Source organism: Azospira sp. APE16, assembly GCF_047901315.1.
GTDB lineage: Bacteria > Pseudomonadota > Gammaproteobacteria > Burkholderiales > Rhodocyclaceae > Azospira > Azospira oryzae.
This window is the reverse complement of record NZ_CP179682.1, coordinates 947,976-967,164: the sequence shown is the minus strand read 5'-3', so window position 1 is coordinate 967,164 and position 19,189 is coordinate 947,976. Positions and strand designations below refer to the sequence as shown.

Annotated in this window: 17 protein-coding genes; 9 read left to right on the top strand and 8 right to left on the bottom strand. The window is 63.2% G+C overall.

Going from position 1 to position 19,189, the window contains the following annotated elements; all coding sequences use genetic code 11:
- Window positions 1-56: 56 nt before the first annotated feature.
- From ACLSSQ_RS04835 to ACLSSQ_RS04795, 9 genes are all read left to right on the top strand, one after another.
- The gene (locus tag ACLSSQ_RS04835; RefSeq protein WP_416243934.1) at window positions 57-1,937 is read left to right on the top strand and encodes a sensor histidine kinase; all 1,881 of its coding nucleotides are present in this window, start codon (window positions 57-59) and stop codon (window positions 1,935-1,937) included.
- Window positions 1,934-3,283 (top strand): sigma-54-dependent transcriptional regulator, encoded by a 1,350-nt coding sequence (locus ACLSSQ_RS04830; RefSeq protein WP_416243933.1) that lies wholly within the window; start codon window positions 1,934-1,936, stop codon window positions 3,281-3,283. The genes ACLSSQ_RS04835 and ACLSSQ_RS04830 overlap by 4 nt, the downstream gene beginning before the upstream one ends.
- 127 nt (window positions 3,284-3,410) lie before the next feature.
- Complete coding sequence (locus ACLSSQ_RS04825) at window positions 3,411-3,872, top strand: type IV pilin protein (RefSeq protein ID WP_014238495.1); 462 nt, start codon at window positions 3,411-3,413, stop codon at window positions 3,870-3,872.
- Window positions 3,821-4,435 (top strand): GspH/FimT family pseudopilin, encoded by a 615-nt coding sequence (locus ACLSSQ_RS04820; protein WP_235832416.1) that lies wholly within the window; start codon window positions 3,821-3,823, stop codon window positions 4,433-4,435. The genes ACLSSQ_RS04825 and ACLSSQ_RS04820 overlap by 52 nt, the downstream gene beginning before the upstream one ends.
- Window positions 4,429-4,806, top strand: a complete 378-nt coding sequence (locus ACLSSQ_RS04815) for a type IV pilus modification PilV family protein (RefSeq protein WP_014238497.1) — start codon at window positions 4,429-4,431, stop codon at window positions 4,804-4,806. Before ACLSSQ_RS04820 ends, ACLSSQ_RS04815 begins: the two co-directional genes overlap by 7 nt.
- A gap of 18 nt (window positions 4,807-4,824) precedes the next feature.
- Window positions 4,825-5,946 carry a PilW family protein gene (locus ACLSSQ_RS04810; protein WP_014238498.1) on the top strand — a complete coding sequence of 374 codons (1,122 nt, stop codon included), beginning with the start codon at window positions 4,825-4,827 and terminating at the stop codon, window positions 5,944-5,946.
- Window positions 5,947-5,950: 4 nt separating this feature from the next.
- Window positions 5,951-6,583 carry a pilus assembly PilX family protein gene (locus tag ACLSSQ_RS04805; protein ID WP_050804331.1) on the top strand — a complete coding sequence of 211 codons (633 nt, stop codon included), beginning with the start codon at window positions 5,951-5,953 and terminating at the stop codon, window positions 6,581-6,583.
- Window positions 6,584-6,618: 35 nt separating this feature from the next.
- Window positions 6,619-10,122, top strand: a complete 3,504-nt coding sequence (locus tag ACLSSQ_RS04800) for a pilus assembly protein (protein ID WP_416243932.1) — start codon at window positions 6,619-6,621, stop codon at window positions 10,120-10,122.
- 53 nt (window positions 10,123-10,175) lie between these two features.
- Window positions 10,176-10,844 carry an energy transducer TonB gene (locus tag ACLSSQ_RS04795; protein ID WP_416243931.1) on the top strand — a complete coding sequence of 223 codons (669 nt, stop codon included), beginning with the start codon at window positions 10,176-10,178 and terminating at the stop codon, window positions 10,842-10,844.
- Between the two features lies 1 nt (window position 10,845).
- On the opposite strand, the gene ispH is transcribed toward ACLSSQ_RS04795, so the two are convergent.
- The 8 genes from ispH to tsaE form a co-directional block, all read right to left on the bottom strand.
- Window positions 10,846-11,775, bottom strand: coding sequence for a 4-hydroxy-3-methylbut-2-enyl diphosphate reductase (gene ispH / locus ACLSSQ_RS04790; RefSeq protein WP_416243930.1), 930 nt, complete (start codon window positions 11,773-11,775; stop codon window positions 10,846-10,848).
- 83 nt (window positions 11,776-11,858) lie between these two features.
- On the bottom strand, window positions 11,859-12,302 hold the full coding sequence (locus ACLSSQ_RS04785) for an FKBP-type peptidyl-prolyl cis-trans isomerase (protein WP_130459047.1): 444 nt from the start codon (window positions 12,300-12,302) through the stop codon (window positions 11,859-11,861).
- A complete protein-coding gene (locus ACLSSQ_RS04780; protein WP_416243929.1) occupies window positions 12,302-12,862 on the bottom strand; it encodes a sulfite oxidase-like oxidoreductase in 561 nt (186 codons plus the stop codon). The genes ACLSSQ_RS04785 and ACLSSQ_RS04780 overlap by 1 nt, the downstream gene beginning before the upstream one ends.
- Before the next feature lie 15 nt (window positions 12,863-12,877).
- Complete coding sequence (lspA, locus tag ACLSSQ_RS04775; RefSeq protein ID WP_014238505.1) at window positions 12,878-13,378, bottom strand: signal peptidase II; 501 nt, start codon at window positions 13,376-13,378, stop codon at window positions 12,878-12,880.
- Entirely contained in the window at window positions 13,371-16,163 is a 2,793-nt protein-coding gene (gene ileS, locus ACLSSQ_RS04770; RefSeq protein WP_416243928.1) for an isoleucine--tRNA ligase, read from the bottom strand. The genes lspA and ileS overlap by 8 nt, the downstream gene beginning before the upstream one ends.
- 26 nt (window positions 16,164-16,189) lie before the next feature.
- Complete coding sequence (locus tag ACLSSQ_RS04765; RefSeq protein ID WP_287873941.1) at window positions 16,190-17,113, bottom strand: bifunctional riboflavin kinase/FAD synthetase; 924 nt, start codon at window positions 17,111-17,113, stop codon at window positions 16,190-16,192.
- Window positions 17,114-17,338: 225 nt separating this feature from the next.
- On the bottom strand, window positions 17,339-18,706 hold the full coding sequence (locus tag ACLSSQ_RS04760) for an N-acetylmuramoyl-L-alanine amidase (RefSeq protein WP_152089701.1): 1,368 nt from the start codon (window positions 18,704-18,706) through the stop codon (window positions 17,339-17,341).
- On the bottom strand, window positions 18,655-19,182 hold the full coding sequence (tsaE, locus tag ACLSSQ_RS04755; RefSeq protein ID WP_152090858.1) for a tRNA (adenosine(37)-N6)-threonylcarbamoyltransferase complex ATPase subunit type 1 TsaE: 528 nt from the start codon (window positions 19,180-19,182) through the stop codon (window positions 18,655-18,657). The genes ACLSSQ_RS04760 and tsaE overlap by 52 nt, the downstream gene beginning before the upstream one ends.
- Between the last annotated feature and the right edge of the window lie 7 nt (window positions 19,183-19,189).

The following is a 19,189-nucleotide window of genomic DNA, read 5'->3' as shown; positions in this document are numbered from 1 at the left end:
GGACCGGCATAATCCGGAAATCCGAACGGGGCTTCCCTCCACCACCGCCACGCTCCATGCCACCCAGCCAGCGCCTCTTCCGCCTCGCCATCCTGCTCCTGGGCTTCGCCGCCCTGGTGGGCGGCACCAGCCTGCTGGCCTTCCGCTTCAGCCTGGCCATGGGCCTGGCCGAACTGCAAGCCACGGGCCGGCACCGGCTGGACCTCTACGCCACCAGCCTGGAGCGGGAAATCGACAAGTACGCCTACTTCCCCACCACCCTGGGGCTGGAAAAGGACGTGCTGCACCTGCTCACCACCCCGAAGCCCACGCCGGCCCAGATCGAACAGCTCAATCTATACCTCGAGCAGCTCAACGAGCGGGCCGGCACCCTTTCCATCTACGTCCTCAACGTCAATGGCCGGGTCATGGCCACCAGCAACTGGCGCCGCCCGGATAGCTACCTGGGGGAAGACCTCTCCTTCCGCCCCTATTTCCGCCAGGCCATGGATACGGGCAGCGGCCGCTTCTTCGGCATCGGCACCACCCGAGGCGAGCCGGGTTACTACCTGACCTCGGCCCTGACCAACGCCCAGGGCACGGTGGGCGTGGCGGTGCTCAAGGTGGGCCTGCAACAGCTGGAAAAGACCTGGTCCACCGTGGAGGCTCCGGCCCTGGTGGCGGACGAGAACGGCGTGGTCATCCTGGCCTCGGTGCCGGACTGGAAATTCACCACCCTGAAGCCCCTGGACGATGCCACCCGCCGTGCCTTCGACCAGACCCAGCAGTACAACCGCCGCGCCCTCAACCCCCTGGGGGTGGTGGAGCTGGCTGAACTGGACCACGGCGCCCGTCTGGTGCGCCTGCCCAAGGCCGGGCCGGAGATGGTTTCCATGTTCCCGGTGGCCGGCAAGTTCCTGGCCCAGACCCAGCCCCTGCCGGGCACCCCCTGGACCATCACCGTTTTCTCCCACCAGGAGCAGGTGCGCGAAATCGCTGCCAACCGGGCCGCCCTGGCCGGCATCGGCGCCGCCTTCCTGTGCATCCTGGCCCTCATGTTCAACGAACGCCGCCGCCATGTGCGGGACCGTCTGGCCGCCCGGGAAGCCCTGCAGAAGGCCCACGACGAGCTGGAACGCAAGGTGGAGGAGCGCACGGCCGACCTCTCCGCCGCCAACACCCGCCTGCAGGAAGAAGTGGCAGAGCGCACCCGGGCCGAGCGCACCCTGCGCGCCGCCCAGGACGAACTGGTGCAGGCCGGCAAGCTGGCGGTGCTCGGCCAGCTCTCCGCCGGCGTCGCCCACGAACTGAACCAGCCCCTGGCGGCCCTGCGCACCCTTTCCGGCAACGCCCGCAAATTCCTCGCCCGGGGCGACCAGGAAACCGCCGGCAGCAACCTGGAGCGTATCGGCGAACTGGTGGACCGCATGGGCCGCCTCACCGGCCAGTTGAAGTCCTTCGCCCGCAAATCCACCGGCAAGCCCCAGGCCGTGCCCATCCGGCGGGCGCTGGATAACGCCCTGTTCCTGCTGGAACAACGCCTACAACGGGCCGGCGTGGTGGCCTGCATCGACCTGCCCGAGGAAGAGCTGCTGGCCTGGTGCGACCCCAACCGGCTGGAACAGGTGCTGGTCAATCTGGCCGCCAATTCCCTCGACGCCATGGCCGGCCGTCCCCAGCAGGCCCTGGACATCAGCGCCCGGCGCCAGGGTGAGCGCATCGAGGTGAAGGTGCGGGATCAGGGCCCGGGCCTGGACGAGGAAGCCCGCAATCACCTGTTCGAGCCCTTCTTCACCACTAAGGAAGCCGGCAGCGGCCTGGGCCTGGGCCTGGCCATTTCCGCCGGTATCGTCGCCGATTTCGGCGGCAACCTGACGGGGGACAACCACCCCGATGGCGGCGCTGTGTTCACCCTGGACCTGCCGGCCGCTCCCGCCGCCCCTGGAGCCCTCTCATGAGCCAACAAGAGTCCCTGCAAGTGCTGCTGGTGGAAGACGATCCGGACGTGCGTCTGGGCTGCGAACAGGCCCTGCAACTGGAAGATATTCCGGTGAGCAGCGTCGATAGCGCCGAGAAGGCCCGCCGCCGTCTGACCCGGGACTTTCCCGGCATCGTCGTCAGCGACATCCGCCTGCCGGGTATGGACGGCATGGCCCTGCTCAAGGAGCTGCAGGCCATCGACCCGGAGCTGCCGGTGGTGCTCATCACCGGCCACGGCGACGTTTCCCTGGCGGTGCAGGCCATGAAGGGCGGCGCCCACGACTTCATCGAAAAGCCCTTTTCCCCCGACTATCTGGTGGAAGTGGTGCGCCGCGCCCTGGACAAGCGCCGCCTGACCCTGGAGGTACGGCAACTCAGGGCCCGCCTGGAAAGCCGGGATACCCTGGAAGCCCGCCTCATCGGCCGCTCCCCGGCCATGGTCAAGGTGCGCCAGCTGGTGGCGGACCTGGGCAACAGCGCCGCCGACATCCTCATCTTTGGCGAGACCGGCACCGGCAAGGAACTGGCGGCCCGCTGCCTGCACGAGGCCGGCCCGCGGCGGAACGGCAACTTCGTCGCCATCAACTGCGGCGGCCTGCCCGAGACCCTGTTCGAGAGCGAAATCTTCGGTCACGAGGCCGGCGCCTACACCGGCGCCGCCAAGAAGCGCATCGGCAAGATCGAGCACGCCAGCGGCGGCACCCTGTTCCTGGACGAAATCGAGTCCATGCCCATGGCCATGCAGATCAAGCTGCTGCGGGTGTTGCAGGAACGCAGCCTGGAACGCCTGGGCTCCAACACGCCCATTCCCGTGGATTGCCGGGTGATTGCCGCCACCAAGGCGGATCTCAAGGAACTCTCGGACCAGGGCCGCTTCCGCGCCGACCTCTACTATCGGCTGAACGTCGCCACCCTGCCCCTGCCGCCCTTGCGGGAGCGGCGGGAGGACATTCCCCTGCTGTTCGAACACTTTCTGCTACAAGCCGCCGCCCGTCACGAACGGCCGGTGCCCGCCGCCGATCCGGCGCGCATGGGGCCCCTGCTGGCCTATGACTGGCCGGGGAATGTGCGGGAACTGAGGAACGTGGCGGATCGTTGCGTGCTGGGGATCGAGGCGGGGGTGGCACCGTTCACCGTGGAGTCGCCCGCTCAAAAGCGCTCCCTGGCCGAAACCGTGGACAGTTTCGAACGGGCCCTCATCACCGACGCCCTTGAAAGAAACCAGGGCAGTTTGGCGCGGACCGCGGAAGATCTGAGAATCGCCAAGACCACGCTACACGACAAAATCCGGAAATACGGCCTGGCCAACCAGCCATCGGGCTAACGGGTGACCGGGGCCGGGACTGGCAGGGGAAACCACTCATCAAGGTAAACTTGCCGATAGTCGGCAGGAATTGTATTAATCCCCGCCATATTCCAAATTAATGCTAAACGACCCGTAGGAGCTTCCCATGCCCAATGCCCCGCTTTCCTACCTGCCGCCCACCAATACTGGAAGTTCCCGGCAAGCAGGATTTTCTCTTATCGAACTCATGGTCGTGGTGGCCATCATTGCCATTCTGGCAGCCATTGCCATCCCGGGTTATCAGGACTACATCGTCCGCAGCCGCTTGACCGAGGCGACCTCCCTTCTCGCTGCCAAGCGGGTCCAAGTCGAGCAGTTCTATGACAACAACCGGACCTACGTTAACGCTCCCGGTTGTGCCGACGATGCCACCAGCAGCAAGAGTTTCACCTTCTCCTGTGCCAATGTGGCAGCTAACACCTATCGCCTTGAAGCGACTGGGAAGAGCACCATGTCCGGCTTTACTTTGCGGATTGATCAGGACAACAACCGCTCCACTCCTAGCGCAGGCTCCGGGTGGTCAGCGAACAACAACTGCTGGGTCACCAAGAAGGACGGATCGTGTTAGGCAGAGCCCCCCGCCATCTGCCTTTTGAGGCAGGTGCGACACTGATTGAGTTGGCTGTTGCACTGGTCATCTTGGCGATCTTGCTGACGTTCGGCATGCCAAGCTTTTCCGAATGGATTCAGAACGCCCAGATCAGAACAGCAAGCGAAACGGTGATGACCGGCATTCAATTGGCCAGGAATGAAGCAGTCAAGCGCAATACAGCGGTTGAATTCGTCTTGGGCAATCCCGGGGCACAGGGCGGAACAGGCTGGACAGTAAGAGAAGCCGCCAGCGGCACCATCATCCAGCAGACCACAGCGGGAGAAGGATCGCGCAATGCCATCCTGACGCCAACGCCAGGAGACGCCACGACAATCACCTTCAACAGCCTTGGCCGCCTGCCGGTTGCGATGTTGAACCTTGATGGATCTTCGATCATCACCAGAATAAATGTCGACGTACCGGAATCGGTACTGGCAGCAGACAAATCCAACGACATGCGCATCACCATCAGCACCGGAGGACAAATCCGCCTCTGCGACCCCCACATCAGTGCTACGGGAGATCCCAGATCATGCTGACCCTCACTCCCCACCAACAACGCGGCTCGGTTCTACTGGAAGGACTGATTGCGGTACTGATTTTCTCTTTTGGCATCCTGGCGATCGTCGGCCTGCAAGCAGCCTCAACGAAAGCTGTCACCCAGGCAAAGAGCCGGGTCGACGCAGCATTCGTTGCCAATCAACGCATTGGTGAGTTGTGGGGAGACCGGGACAATTTGGGTGCGTATGCCGAAAGCAAAAAAGAGATCGATGCCCTGCCTAACGGAAAGCGCACCACAGAAATCAACGGCACGACCGTTACGGTAACCGTGGAATGGAAGATGCCGGGCGATGCATCGTCAAACACGTATTCCACCGTTGCCCAAATCGTTGGCAATCCACCGATTTGAGCGGCGTAGGAGAGTCACATGAGTCGGCATAACAAAAGCAGGGGTTTCGGCCTAGTTGAGATCATGGTGGGCATGGTCATCAGCATGATTGCCTCCATCGTGGTGTTCCAGGTATTTGCCTCCGCCGAGCGCCAGAAGCGGGGAACCACAGGTGCAGCCGACGCCCAAACCAACGGCGCCCTGTCCTTGAGCATGGTGGAAAGTGACGTCAAAGCAGCTGGTTGGGGCCTCGACGCACACACGTTCTCAGACTGCGACCGCGTCTTCAGTTATATCGATGACGGGGTATCCGCGCCCGGGGCAGTCCCGAATTTGCTCACGCCGGCCGTCATTTCTGAAGGTGGAACCGGGCCGGATCAGATAAGCATCCGTTACTTCGACAACCCTGCCAATGCGAACTACAAGTTTGCACTGACTGCGCTGACCACCAAGCCAGCGGCAGGCTCGGAATCCATGCGAGTCCGCAGTCTATACGGCTGCACACCGACAGTTGCGGTACCAAAACCGCTAGCCCTCATTCAGCAGAGCGGCACCTGCACCTTGGTGCAAATCACCAAGGTAGAAAAGCCTACGCTGACCATCTGGACGGAAAGCGGCCTGGGCGCTCCTTCCTACAATCCACCGGGAGCCTATAAGCTTGCCAATGCTTGGCCGGCATACGACAAGGGCGCGGACTTGCAGTGTTTCCCGCAACTCAGCCAGAAGACCTACCGCATTACCAATGGGCAACTCGAATTGCAGGAACCGGACGCAAACGGGGTTCTCCAGACCTTCCAGATCGCTCCCGACATCCTCAGCCTGCAAGCCCAGTACGGCATCACGGACGTCTGTGCCGGCACTCCGTGCCCCCAGAAAATCACCGACTGGGTAGATGCAGGAGGAGCCTGGGCGGCCCCCCTGAGCAATGCCAACTCAAAGCGGATCAAGGCGTTGCGCGTCGCCGTCGTGGCGCGCAGCGCAGAGTATGAGAAGCCAGGTTCCGACGGAACCTGCAAAACAACGACAGAAGAAGCTGTGGCTGCCTGGTCTTCCTGGGCCAAATTTGACATCACCACATTCCCGGCTGATTGGCAGTGCTACCGTTACAAGGTGTTCGAAACGGTGGTGCCGCTACGTAACGTCATTTGGGGCAACGTGTGAGGACATGACCATGCCCAACCATATTCCGCCTTCACCAAGAAGCCAGGAAGGCCTGGCCCTGTTTGTCGCCCTCATTGTGCTAGTTGCCATGTCGATCGCCGGCGTTGCCCTGATCCGTTCGGTGGATACAGGCACGTTGATTGCCCGCAATCTGGCATTTCAGCAGAGCGCCACCCTGAGCGGCGACCAAGGCATTGAAACGGCCCGCACGTGGCTATTGAACAACTCCAGCTCCCTCACTGGGGACCGACCTGGCAATGGCTATTACGCCACCAGCCAGGACATGCTGGACCTGACCGGCAACGTGACTCCCGGCGACACCAGTGACAACGTCAATTGGGACGGCCAGGGAGGCCCCACCACTCCCACTTGCCAAGCCAAGGACAGCGTTGGCAACACTGTCTGTTATGTCATCCACCGCCTATGCGACACCACTGGTCCGTTGGACTCATCCACCTGTTCCACGCGGCAGTACATTCGCACAGATAGTAGCAAGGGGGTGGTCGGAGGCCTTTCGAACTACCAACCCCCCTCCTGGGACCCGGAAATTGCCTCAATGGGCGTATACCGCGTCACCATCCGGGTTTCCGGGGCGCGAAACAATATCAGCTACCTGCAAGCCTTTATCGTCATTTGAGTGGCATTCGGTCGACGCACTCCAAGGAGTCGAACATGAAAAAATCTCCCGTTTTATCCCCCTCGGTCCGTCTGCTTGCACTCGCCCTGGGCTACACCCTGATCGCAACTCCCATTGGCATCGGTGCTGCAGAAACGCCATTGGCCGATATTCCCCTGGCCAATGCCACTACCGAGAACATTCTGCCGAATATCTATTTCATCCTGGATAACTCGGGCAGTATGGACTGGGATTACATGCCCGATTACGTCAATGGCAGCTATTGCCGCAGTACGGGAACCAGTCTGACCAGTTGTACTAACGGCGATGCTCCTTATTATCTAAGCGCGTTCAATCGGGTCTATTACAACCCGATGGTGAACTACACTCCGCCGAAAAACTCCGACAATAGCGACAAGACCAATTACACCACCTGGACCAATGTCCCTTATGACGGTTACGGGATCCAGAGCGGCAGTTCGATCAACCTGGTTACCAACTATCCGGAACGAGTCGCCTGTAAAAATGGATGGGATGACGTCAACGGCAGCAACTGCGTATCCCAGATCGATGGCGCCAATGCCTATAGCTATCCCAACGGCACCTATAGCAACATCAAGACCCGCTACGGCGGCCCGTTCTACTACACGGCCACCGTCGAATGGTGTTCTGCCCAGGAAAGCAGTGGCCCGAGATTCGGCAAGGCCGGCACCTGCCAAGCTCAGAAATCCTCGACCTACCGATATGTCCGTTACAGCAACTGGAAACGGGTAAGTATCGTTCCCAGCACCACCAGCTATCCCGGCCCCAACGGAACGACACGCACCTACGCCCAGGAGATGACCAATTTTGCCAACTGGCATGCCTGGTACCGGACCCGGATGCAGATGACCAAGACCGCCGTTGGCCAGGCATTTGCCGATATCCGCGGCACCCCCAATGCCAGCGACCCCCTCGACAAGAATTATTTCCACGCACGGGTCGGCTTTTCCACCATCAGCGACAAGGGGGCCACCGATAGCAATACTTTCCTGGCCATCAATAATTTTGACACCACCCAGAAAAACACCTGGTTTACCCGTTTGTACAAGGGAGACCCTACCGTCAGTACACCGCTCCGGGGTGCCCTGGCCAAAGCAGGTCGAATTTATGCTGGCAAGCTGGGAGCGGACCCCATCCAGTATTCCTGCCAACGTAACTTCACGATTCTTTCGACCGACGGCTACTGGAATACCAACGATGAAACGTCTACCTATGGGCCAACCAAGGAAGACGGAAAAACAGTGGTCGGCGATCAGGATGGAGTCGCTACTGCGACACGGCCTTCCTTCGACGCGCTGAAGAAAAGCAGCACCCTTGCCGACGTAGCCTACTACTACTATCACACCGACCTGCGTTCCGACATGCCGAACAATGTTCCGCCGGCTGGTACCAAACTGGAGGAGGATGATGTTGCCACGCATCAGCACATGACCACCTTCACCATCGGTCTCGGTGTGGATGGCAACCTGACATATCAGGATGGCTACAAGACGGCCACCTCCGGCGCCTACTACGACATCAAACAAGGCACCAAGAACTGGCCGGACCCATTGGATGCCTCGGATGAAGACCGTATTGACGATCTCTGGCATGCAGCCGTCAATGGCCGCGGCACCTACTTCAGCGCCCGCAACCCGGAAGCTCTGGTCAACGGCCTGGCCAGCGCGCTAGGGGCCATGGAGGCCAGCAGCGGCTCCGGCGCCGCAGCAGCAACGTCAGCCCTGGAACCGACGGCTGGGGACAATTACATCTATGTTGCCAATTACCGCACCGTTGCCTGGGAAGGCGAGTTATCTGCCTACACCATTGACCTCAGCACCGGCAACATATCCGCCAATGCCACCTGGAAGGCATCCCCCCAGCTCAACAGCAAAATTCCCGCCGTGGGCAACACCGACACCCGGGCTATTTATACCTCCAGTGGCAGCACCCTCAAGGCGCTGGAATGGGCCAATCTGACTGCGGCGCAAAAAGCATATTTTGATAACACCAAGCTCAGCCAATACCTGGACTGGAGTGCTGCCGACAAAAGTACGGCGACCGGCGAACTGATGCTGAATTATGTCCGCGGACACAACCGCTACGAGGACCAGGAACGGGACGTGGCTTTTGGCAGCTACAACCGCCTCTACCGGGATCGCTCCACCGTCCTCGGCGATATCGTTCACGGCCAGCCGGTCTACGTACAGACTCCTTCCCTGGAGTTCCTGGATGCGGGCTATGCCGAGTTCAAGGCCGCCCAGGCAGGCCGGACCGGCATGGTCTATGTCGGCGCCAACGACGGCATGCTGCATGCGTTCGACGCTGCCACCGGTGCCGAGAGCTGGGCCTATGTACCGCCCATGATCATCAAAGACCTGTGGCGCCTGGCGGACAAGGACTACGCCACCAACCACCGCTACTTCGTGGATGGCCCCATCATCGTTACCGATGCATTCGTCACCGGCAGTTGGAAAACCATACTGATTGGCGGCCTGGGCAAGGGTGGGCGCGGCTACTACGCGCTCGACATCACCACTCCGAGCGCACCCAAAGTACTGTGGACCTTCTCGGCAGATGACAACCCCAATATGGGCTACAGCTACGGCTCCCCCTTGGTATCCAAGGTAGATGGGCGCTGGGTGGCCTTGTTGCCCTCCGGCTATAACAACATTCCCGAAGGTTCCAATTATCCGACCGCTGATGGCAAGGGCTATATCTTCATGGTGGATGCAGGTACCGGTGCCCTGATCAAGACCCTCTCGACCAACACGGGTAGCTCCGGCAATCCCAGTGGCCTCGGTCGCATCAACGTCAAGGCCGACGATTTTGCCAAGGACAATACCGCGGTGGCTGCCTATGGCGGCGACCTCTTCGGCAACATGTGGCGCTTCGACCTGTCAGCAGGCACAGTCTCCCCGATCATGACCCTCGGCTCGTCCCAAGCCATCACCGCCGCACCCGAGATTGGTGAAATTGACGGCAAAACGGTTCTTTTCTTCGGTACCGGCCGCTATCTGGGACAGGATGACCTGGACAACCCGGCCTCCCAGTCCTTTTATGCAGTAAAAGACGATGGCACAAGCACCATCAGCCGGGGCTCCATGGTTGCCAAGGTAGCCAACGGCACTGAGGTTGGCGGACCGGAGGTCAATTGGAACATCCATGGCGGCTGGTACCTGGATTTGCCGATGGGCAAAGAACGGGTCTATCTCAATGCCCAGCTCTTCTTCGGTACCGTCATGTTCTCCAGCATCGTTCCCGAAGCCAGTGCCTGCCAGCCGGGGGGCTCCAGCCAGCTTTATTTCCTGGACTACAAGAGCGGCGGCGGCGTAGACGGCGGCCGAGCCATCTACACCTTCACCTCGCCCATCGTCGGCCTGACTGTGATCAAACTGCCGGGGGGAACACCCAAAGTATTCACCATCACTGCCGACGGCAATCTCAAGGGCGGGGCAATGACCCTTCCCATCAGCACCGGCAACGGCGGCGGCAATCTCAGTGGCAATCGCATGATGTGGCGGGAGTTGGCCAACTGACCTTCCGCAGCAATTCTCCGGAACCAACCACATTACGCCCCGCAAGGGGCGTAATGCTTATTCCCCTGATGCATCGACAACCGCTGGCTTCGGCCCTACTTCTTTCCTGCTGCCTGCATGTCTTGCTGCTGAGCCTCCCGCCGGGAACACTCGGTGGCAGTCCTCGCCTTGCGCTTGGATTGGAAGCCAAACTTGGCAATGCATACACACCACTGCAAGTCCGGCTGGGGTTGACTGCCCCGCTCCCACCCATACGGGCATTAGAGGACAGACTACGCTTGCAGGCGCCGCCAGCCGCGGCGCCACAACTGACAACCGCCCCAGAAGTCGTTGAGAAAAATGCACAGGGAGGCGGTTCCGACGGCACCAGTTCATCCGAGGGCGGGAAACCGGACATCGGCATTCCGGTACCGTACTACTATCCCCCGGCGGAAGTGACCCAACGTCCGCACGTTGCCAGCCCGATCGATACCAGCATGGTGGATGACGAAGAGGGGTCTGGCAAAGCCATTCTGGTGCTCTACATTAACGAGCAGGGCAAAGTGGACAAGGTGGAAACGGAATCCACCCATCTCAGTGAGCGACTGAATGCCCTGGTCGCCCAGCAGTTCGGATCGGCCCGATTCCTGCCGGCAGAAAAGGACGGACAGCCGGTGAAGAGCCGGCTGCGCATTGAAGTGACGATTCGCCCCAGGCCGCCTCAAACCACGGCGGCCCCCTGAATCAGTTGCCCAGCAGTTCCTTGGGCAGGGGAAAGTTCACCTCCGGCTCCCCATCCCCCAACTGGCGCACATTACCGGCGCCCAGCGCCTGCAGGCGGGAGATGACCCCCTGTACCAGGGTCTCCGGTGCGGAGGCGCCGGCGGTGACGCCAATGGCGTTCACTCCCTGCAGCCATTCGGCCTCAATCTGCTCGGCCCCATCCACCAGATAGCCCCGCACACCGCGCAGCTTGGCCACTTCGAGCAGGCGGTTGGAATTGGAGCTGTTGCGGGAGCCCACCACGATCACCAGGTCGCAGGATTCGGCCAGATACTTCACCGCATCCTGGCGGTTCTGGGTGGCATAGCAGATGTCGTCCTTGCGCGGTCCTGCGGCATCGGGGAAACGCCCGCGAATGGCCTGGATGACGTTGGCGGCGTCGTCCACCGACAGGGTGGTCTGGGTGACGAAGCCCAGCTGCTCGGGGAACCGCACCATCAGCTGGTCCACATCCTCCCGGGTTTCCACTAGGTGCATGCCGCCATTGACGCTCTGCCCCATGGTGCCCTCGACTTCGGGATGGCCCTTGTGGCCGATCATGATGACTTCCCGCCCCTGTTCCCGCATCTTGGCCACCTCGTTATGCACCTTGGTGACCAGGGGACAGGTGGCGTCGAACACCTTGAGGCCGCGCCGGTCGGCTTCCTCGCGCACGGCCTTGGCGACGCCGTGGGCGCTGAAGATGACCGTGGCACCGGCGGGCACTTCGTCCAGTTCCTCGACGAAGACGGCGCCCTTGGCGCGCAGGCCGTCCACCACGAACTTGTTGTGCACCACTTCATGACGCACATAGATGGGCGCGCCGAAACGCTCCAGGGCCCGTTCGACGATGGCGATGGCCCGTTCGACGCCGGCACAGAAACCGCGGGGATTGGCGAGGATGACTTCCATGGATGACTCTCAGTTGGGTCGGGAGCCACAGCTCCCGGCACCGGGGGTTGGACGCGGCGGGGCCAAGGCTCCGGGGCAAGCCTTTAGAGGATGCCGATGATCTCCACCTCGAAGCGCACGGATTTGCCGGCCAGGGGGTGGTTGAAATCGAAGAGGGCGTGGCTTTCCGTCAGTTCCCGCAGGAAGCCGGCGAACTCGGCACCCTCGCCGTCGTTGAACTCCACCACGGAGTTTTCCTTCAGTTCCATGCCCGGCGGCAGGGCTTCCCGGGCGATGCGCTCCACCAGCCGGGGATTGTGTTCGCCGAAGGCCTGGGCCGGTTCCAGCAGGAAGACGTGGCGCTGTCCGGCCACCTGGCCGAGCAGGCACTTCTCCAGGTTCTCCGCCAGTTGCCCGCTGCCCATCTGCAGGGTGGCGGGCTTCATGTCGAAGGTGTTGAGAATCTCGCTGCCGTCGCCGGTGGTGACGCGGTAGTGCAGGGTGAGAAAGCTGTCCGGCTGGACCGTTGCTTGATCGACTTGGCTCATCAGGAATACCGCTCTTCTTTCCAGGGATCTGCTTCGTTGTGGTAGCCGCGCACTTCCCAGTAACCGGGACGGTCTTCGGCGTGGAATTCGATGCCGGAGAGCCATTTGGCGCTCTTCCAGGCGTAGCGTTTGGGCAGCACCAGGCGCACCGGGCCGCCGTGTTCGACGGACAGGGGGGCGTCGTCCACCGTGTGGGCCACCAGCACGTCGTCGTCCAGCAGCGCCGCCAGGGGCACGTTGGTGGTATAGCCGTCGTAGCTGTGCAGGGTGACGTGGCGGGCTTCCGCCAGGGGGCCGGCCAGATTCACCACTTCCCGGGCCAGCACGCCCTCCCAGGGCACGTCCAGCCGGGTCCAGGTGGTGACGCAGTGGAAATCGCTGGTCCGCTGCACCTGGGGCATGGCCAGCAAGTGTTCCCAGTCCAGCACCACTTCCTGGGCCACCAGGCCGAACAGGCGCAACTGCCAGTTTTCATGGTGGATGTCGGGATGGATGCCCAGGTCCAGCACCGGAAAATCGGTGACGTGGCGCTGGCCGGGAGGAATGCGGTGGTCGCTCATGAACGGGCCCTGACGTTAGGAAGCGGAAGAATCCGGATTCCCTTGGACAGGTTTACGCCGGATTTGCTCCCAGGCCAGCAAAATTGCCCCCACGGTGATGGCGCAGTCGGCCACGTTGAAGGCCGGGTAGTACCAGCCGGCCACGTGGAACTGCAGGAAATCCACCACGGCGCCGAAACGCACCCGGTCGATGACGTTGCCCAGGGCACCGCCCATGATCAGGGTCAGGGAGAAGCACAGCAGGCGCTCGGCCAGGTGCTGGCGTAGCATCCAGGCGATCCAGCCGGACACTCCCAGGGCCAGCAGGGTGAAGAACCAGCGCTGCCAGCCGGGCTGGTCGGCGAGGAAGCTGAAGGCGGCGCCCCGGTTGAAGACGAAGACCCAGTCGAAAAAGGGCGTCACGGTGACCGTGTCGCCGTAGTTCAGGCTCGCCAGCACCGCCCATTTGGAGAGCTGGTCGAGAACGATGACCAGGGCCGCCAGCCCGTACCAGCGGCCCAGGGAGGACTTAGGCACGTTCGCGTACCTCGCCCTCGCCGTGCAGGTTGCTGTCGCAACGGCCGCACAGTTCGGGGTGTTCCGGGTTGCTACCCACGTCCTCCCGGTAGTGCCAGCAGCGCTCGCACTTCTTCTGGGTGGAGGCCTCGGCGGCGATGGCATCGGCGCCCTGGGCCACGCTCACCTTGGAGCAGATGAGGACGAAGCGCAGGTCGTCGCCCAGGCTGGCCAGGGCCGCGTACTTGTCGCCTTCGGCGCTGATCCGCACTTCGGCCTGGAGGGAGGAGCCGATCTTGCCTTCCTCGCGCAGGGCCTCCAGGGCCTTGGTCACTTCGCCGCGCGCCTCCCGGATCAGGGTCCACTTGGCCAGCAGCTCGCCTTCGCCGGCCTGGGCCGGCAGGTCGTGCCAGGTGTGGAACATGATGGACTGGTCCGCATCGCCGGAGAGGATCTGCCACACTTCCTCGGCGGTGAAGGAGAGGATCGGCGCCATCAGGCGGATGAAGCTCTGGGTCACGTGCCACAGGGCGCTCTGGGCCGAGCGGCGGGCCTTGGAGGCCGGTGCCGTGGTGTACAGGCGGTCCTTCAGGATATCCAGCCAGAAGCCGCCCAGGTCCTCGGAGCAGAAGGTCTGCAGGGCCTGCACCACGCGGTGGAACTCGTAGCGGTCGTAATCGGCCTGGGCCTGGGTCTGCAGCTGGCGGGTCAGAGCCAGGGCGTAGCGGTCGATCTCGAACCACTCGGCCACCGGCAGCATGTCCTTGGCCGCATCGAAGTCGGCGATGTTGGCCAGCAGGAAACGCAGGGTGTTGCGGATGCGGCGGTAGGCTTCCACCACCCGGGCCAGGATTTCCTTGGACATGGCCAGCTCGCCGGAGTAGTCCGTGGCGGCCACCCACAGGCGCAGGATGTCGGCGCCCATCTTGTCCGAGACTTCCTGGGGCAGGATGGTGTTGCCCAGGGACTTGCTCATCTTGCGCCCCTGCTGGTCCACCGTGAAACCGTGGGTGAGCAGGGCCTTGTAGGGCGGGTGGCCGTCGATGGCGGCGCCGGTGAGCAGGGAGGAATGGAACCAGCCCCGGTGCTGGTCCGAGCCTTCCAGGTAGAGGTCGGCCCGGGGGCCGGTGGCGTGGCCATCGTTATGGGAGCCCCGCAGCACGTGCCAGTGGGTGGTGCCGGAGTCGAACCAGACGTCCAGGGTGTCGCTGATCTTTTCGTACTGGGCGGCTTCGGCCCCCAGCAGTTCGGCCGCATCCAGCTTGAACCATGCTTCGATGCCTTCCTTCTCCACGCGCTGGGCCACTTCCTCCATCAGCTCCACGGTGCGCGGATGCAGTTCCCCCGTTTCCTTGTGCAGGAAGAAGGGAATGGGCACGCCCCAGTTGCGCTGGCGGGAGATGCACCAGTCGGGCCGGTTGGCGATCATGGATTGCAGGCGGGGCTTGCCCCAGGCCGGATAGAAGGCGGTGGCCTCGACCCCGGCCAAGGCCTTTTCGCGCAGGGACTTGCCGTCCGTGGGCAGGCGGTCCATGCCGACGAACCACTGGGCGGTAGCCCGGTAGATGACCGGGGTCTTGTGGCGCCAGCAGTGCATGTAGCTGTGGCTGACATTGCCGTGGGAAAGCAGGCAGCCCACTTCGGACAGCTTGTCGCAGATGGCCTGGTTGGCCTTCCAGATGGAGAGGCCGCCGAAGAAGGGCAGCTCGTCCACATAGACACCGTCGCCCTTGACGATGGAAATGATCTCGTCGTTGCCGCGGCCGTAATGGCGCCAGGCGTTGAAGTCGTCCACGCCGTGGGCGGGGGCGCAATGGACGATGCCGGTGCCCGCATCCAGGCCCACGTAGTCGGCCAGGTAGACGACGGAAACCCGGTCGTAGAAAGGATGGCGGAATTCCAGGCGCTCCAGGGCCTTGCCCTTGACGGTCGCCAGCACCGTGCCTTCGCAGCCGTAGCGCTTCAGGCAGTCGGCCACCAGCTCCTTGGCCAGCACCAGCAGGCGGTCACCCGCGTCCACCAGGGCGTATTCGTGTTCGGGGTGGATATTGAGGGCCTGGTTGGCGGGAATGGTCCACGGGGTGGTGGTCCAGATCACGGCATAGGCGGGCTTGGGCAGGGCATTGAGGCCGAAGGCCGCAGCCAGCTTGGGGGCATCGGCCTGGCTGACGGGGAAGGCCACGTCGATGGTGGGGGACTTCTTGTCGGCGTATTCAACCTCGGCCTCGGCCAGGGCGGAGCCGCAGTCGAAGCACCAATTGACGGGCTTCAGGCCCTTGAAGACGTAGCCCTGCTTGACCATTTCGGCCAGGGCGCGGATCTCGCCGGCCTCGTTGGCGAAGTTCATGGTCAGGTAGGGGTTGTCCCAGTCGCCCAGCACGCCGAGGCGGATGAATTCCTTCTTCTGCACTTCCACCTGCTCGGCGGCGTAGCTGCGGCACAGTTCCCGCACCTTGTCGGCGGGCAGGTTCTTGCCGTGGGTGACTTCGATCTTGTGCTCGATGGGCAGGCCGTGGCAGTCCCAGCCCGGCACGTAGGGCGCATCAAAACCGGCCAGGGTCTTGGAGCGGACGATGATGTCCTTGAGGATCTTGTTCAGGGCGTGGCCCAGGTGCAGGTTGCCGTTGGCGTAGGGAGGGCCGTCGTGCAGGATGAACTTGGGCCGGCCGGCGCAGATCTCGCGAATCTTCTGGTACAGCTTCTTTTCCTGCCATTGCTGCACCCACTGGGGCTCCCGCTTGGGCAGGTCGCCACGCATGGGGAAGGGAGTGTCGGGAAGATTCAGGGAGTTCTTGTAGTCAGCCATAACAGCCTCAAATACCTAAGGTTTTCTTAACGCTGGAAAAATGCGCGGGCGGCTTCCGCGTCCTGGCCGATCTGGGCCACGAGCGCGTTGAAGTCGGGGAATTTCATCTCGTCCCGCAGCTTGTGCAGGAAGGAAACGGAAAGGTGGGCGCCGTAGATGTCGCCGTCGAAATCGAAGAGGTGCACTTCCAGCAGGGGCTGCAGCTGACCGCCCACGGTGGGACGCACCCCCAGGTTGGCCACCCCGTTGAGGGGCCGGCCGGCAGCGCCGGTGACGCTCACGGCGAAGACGCCGGTTAGCGGCAGGGGATTGTGCTTGATGCGGATGTTGGCGGTGGCAAAGCCCAGCTGGCGCCCCAGCTTCTGGCCATGCACCACGCGACCGTCGATGCTGTAGGGACGACCCAGGAGACGGGCGGCCCGGGCCATGTCGCCGGCCGCCAGCGCCTCGCGCACGCCGGAGCTGGAAGCCCGCTCGCCGCCCTGCACCACGCTCTCCATGGCCTCCACCTGGAAGCCGAAGGAGGCACCGGCGGCCTGCAGCAGGGCGAAATCGCCGGCCCGGCGGGCGCCGAAGCGGAAGTCGTCGCCGATGATGAGATGGCGCACCCTGAGACAGCGCACCAGCACCTGCTCGATGAACTCGTCCGCCGTCAGGGCCGCGAAGACGGTGTTGAAGGGGCTGACGCAGGTGAGGTCGGCGCCGTAGTTCTGCAGCAGTTCCAGCTTCTCGCGCAGGGTGGTGAGCCGGGCCGGGGCCGAGGCCGGGTCGAAGAACTCACGGGGATGGGGCTCGAAGGTCAGCACCGCCGCCGGCAGGCCGCAGGCCCGGGCGGCCTGGCCGACGCGGGCAAGCAGGGCCTGGTGGCCAAGATGCACGCCATCGAAATTGCCGATGGTCAGCACCGTGGCACTGGGGGCCGAGGTTTTAACGCCGCGCAGGACGAGCATGGTGGAAGCCGGAATCCTTCTTATGCCCCGGGCGGGGCGCGAAAAAAGGCTGAATTATAACGGTTTTACCCCCGTCCTGCGGCACCGCCGCCCGCTCCGGGAGAGAACCGCCACAGGGGGCTGCCCGCCAGAGCAGAAGGGACGGTCCTGGACGGCATGGCCTGCCTGCAAAGGCCGTCCCGCCTGCCTCTCCGGGCAGGCATCAGAGACGGTGGGGACTTGGGCTCAGTCGAGCCGGGCCAGCCTGGATTTGGCCAGGGGCGGATTCTTGGCGAAGTACTGGCGGATGCCCTTGAGCATGGCCTCGGCCATGCGATCCTGGTAGGCGTCGTCGTTGAGGCGCTTTTCCTCTTCCGGATTGCTGATGAAGGCCGTCTCCACCAGGATCGAGGGAATGTCCGGCGCCTTCAGCACGGCAAAGCCGGCCTGCTCCACGCTGGCCTTGTGCAGGGCGTTGATGCCGCCCAGCTCCCCCAGCACGGCCTTGCCCAGCTTGAGGCTGTCGTTGATGGTGGCAGTCTGGGAAAGGTCCAGCAGGGTGCGGGCGAGGAAGGGATCCTTGACGCCGATGTTCACGCCGCCGATGAGGTCGGCCTCGTTTTCCTTCTGGGCCAGCCAGCGGGCCTGGGAACTGGAGGCGCCGCGCTCGGACAGCACGAATACGGAGGAACCCCGGGCATCGGGCTTGATCCAGGCGTCGGCATGGATGGAAACGAAGAGGTCGGCCTGGACCCGGCGGGCCTTCTGCACCCGCATGTGCAGGGGCACGAAGAAGTCCGAATCCCGGGTCAGCACGGCCCGCATATTGGGCTCGGCGTCGATCTTGGCCTTCAGGCGCTTGGCGATGGACAGCACCACATCCTTCTCGTGGCTGCCGCCCTTGCCCACGGCCCCCGGATCTTCGCCGCCGTGGCCCGGGTCCAGGGTGATGGTAACGAGACGATCCACCACCGGCTTGGTGTTGCGCTTGGCCGGTTCCGCCGGCCGGGCTTCCTGGGCGCGGCCCGGGGCCTGCTGGGTCTGGGACGGCGCCTCGGCCACCGGTTCGCGCCGGCCGGCCTCGGCGATGGCATCCAACCCGTCGCCGTCCTTCTTGTCCAGCAGGGACAGCAGGGGATCGGGCGGATTGGCCGGGTAGACGTCCAGCACCAGCCGGCTGCCGTACTCGCCCACCGGCTTCAGGGAAAAGACCTGGGGCTGCACCTCGGTCTTCAGCTCCATGACCAGGCGCACCACGCCGGGCTTGAAGCGGCCGGCCCGCAGCAGCTTGATGTAGGGATCGTCCGGCGCCACCTTGTTGGAGAGGCCGTCGAGCACGCTGTTGAATTCGATGCCCTCGATATCCACCACAAGACGCTCGGGATTCTTCACCGAGAACTGGGTGAACTTCAGGGGAGCGCCGCCCGGGGCGTCATGCTCCAGGGTGACCCGGGTGTAATCGGCGGCGGGCCACACCCGCACCGAGAGGATGGAGGGCGACTTGCCGGCGGCGGCCCGGGCCAGGGGCGTGACGAGCAGGACCAGGGCGGCCCCGCCGGCCTTCAGCAGGGCCCGGCGTCGCTCGACAGGCGGGACATGAGAGCGTTTACGCATTGCTCACCTCCCGGAGAATGGGGTTGCAGCAGGAGATCACGGCCGTCATCGTCGCGGAAGCGGAAAGCCAGGACGAGATCGGGCGGCGGCACAAAGCCCGCGGCTTTGTCCGGCCATTCCACGAGGCACAGGGCCCCTTGGCGGAAATAATCATCCAACCCAGCATCGACAAACTCTTCCGGCGACTCGAAACGATAAAAATCAAAGTGATACAAGTATAAGCTCGAAAGTTTGTAAACTTCAACCAAGGCGTAGGTCGGGCTCTTCACCGGACCGGTGTGGCCCAGGGCCCGCAGCAGGGCCCGCACCAGGGTGGTCTTGCCCGCCCCCAGGTCTCCTTCCAGGTAGATCACCAGGCCCGGCCCGGCGGCCTGGGCCAGGGCGGCACCCAGGGCCTGGGTCGCTGCTTCGTTCGCCAGCAGCAGACTTTGGCCTGGATTAAGGGATTGGGCAGCAGATTCGCTATGATCGGGCATATGGAAC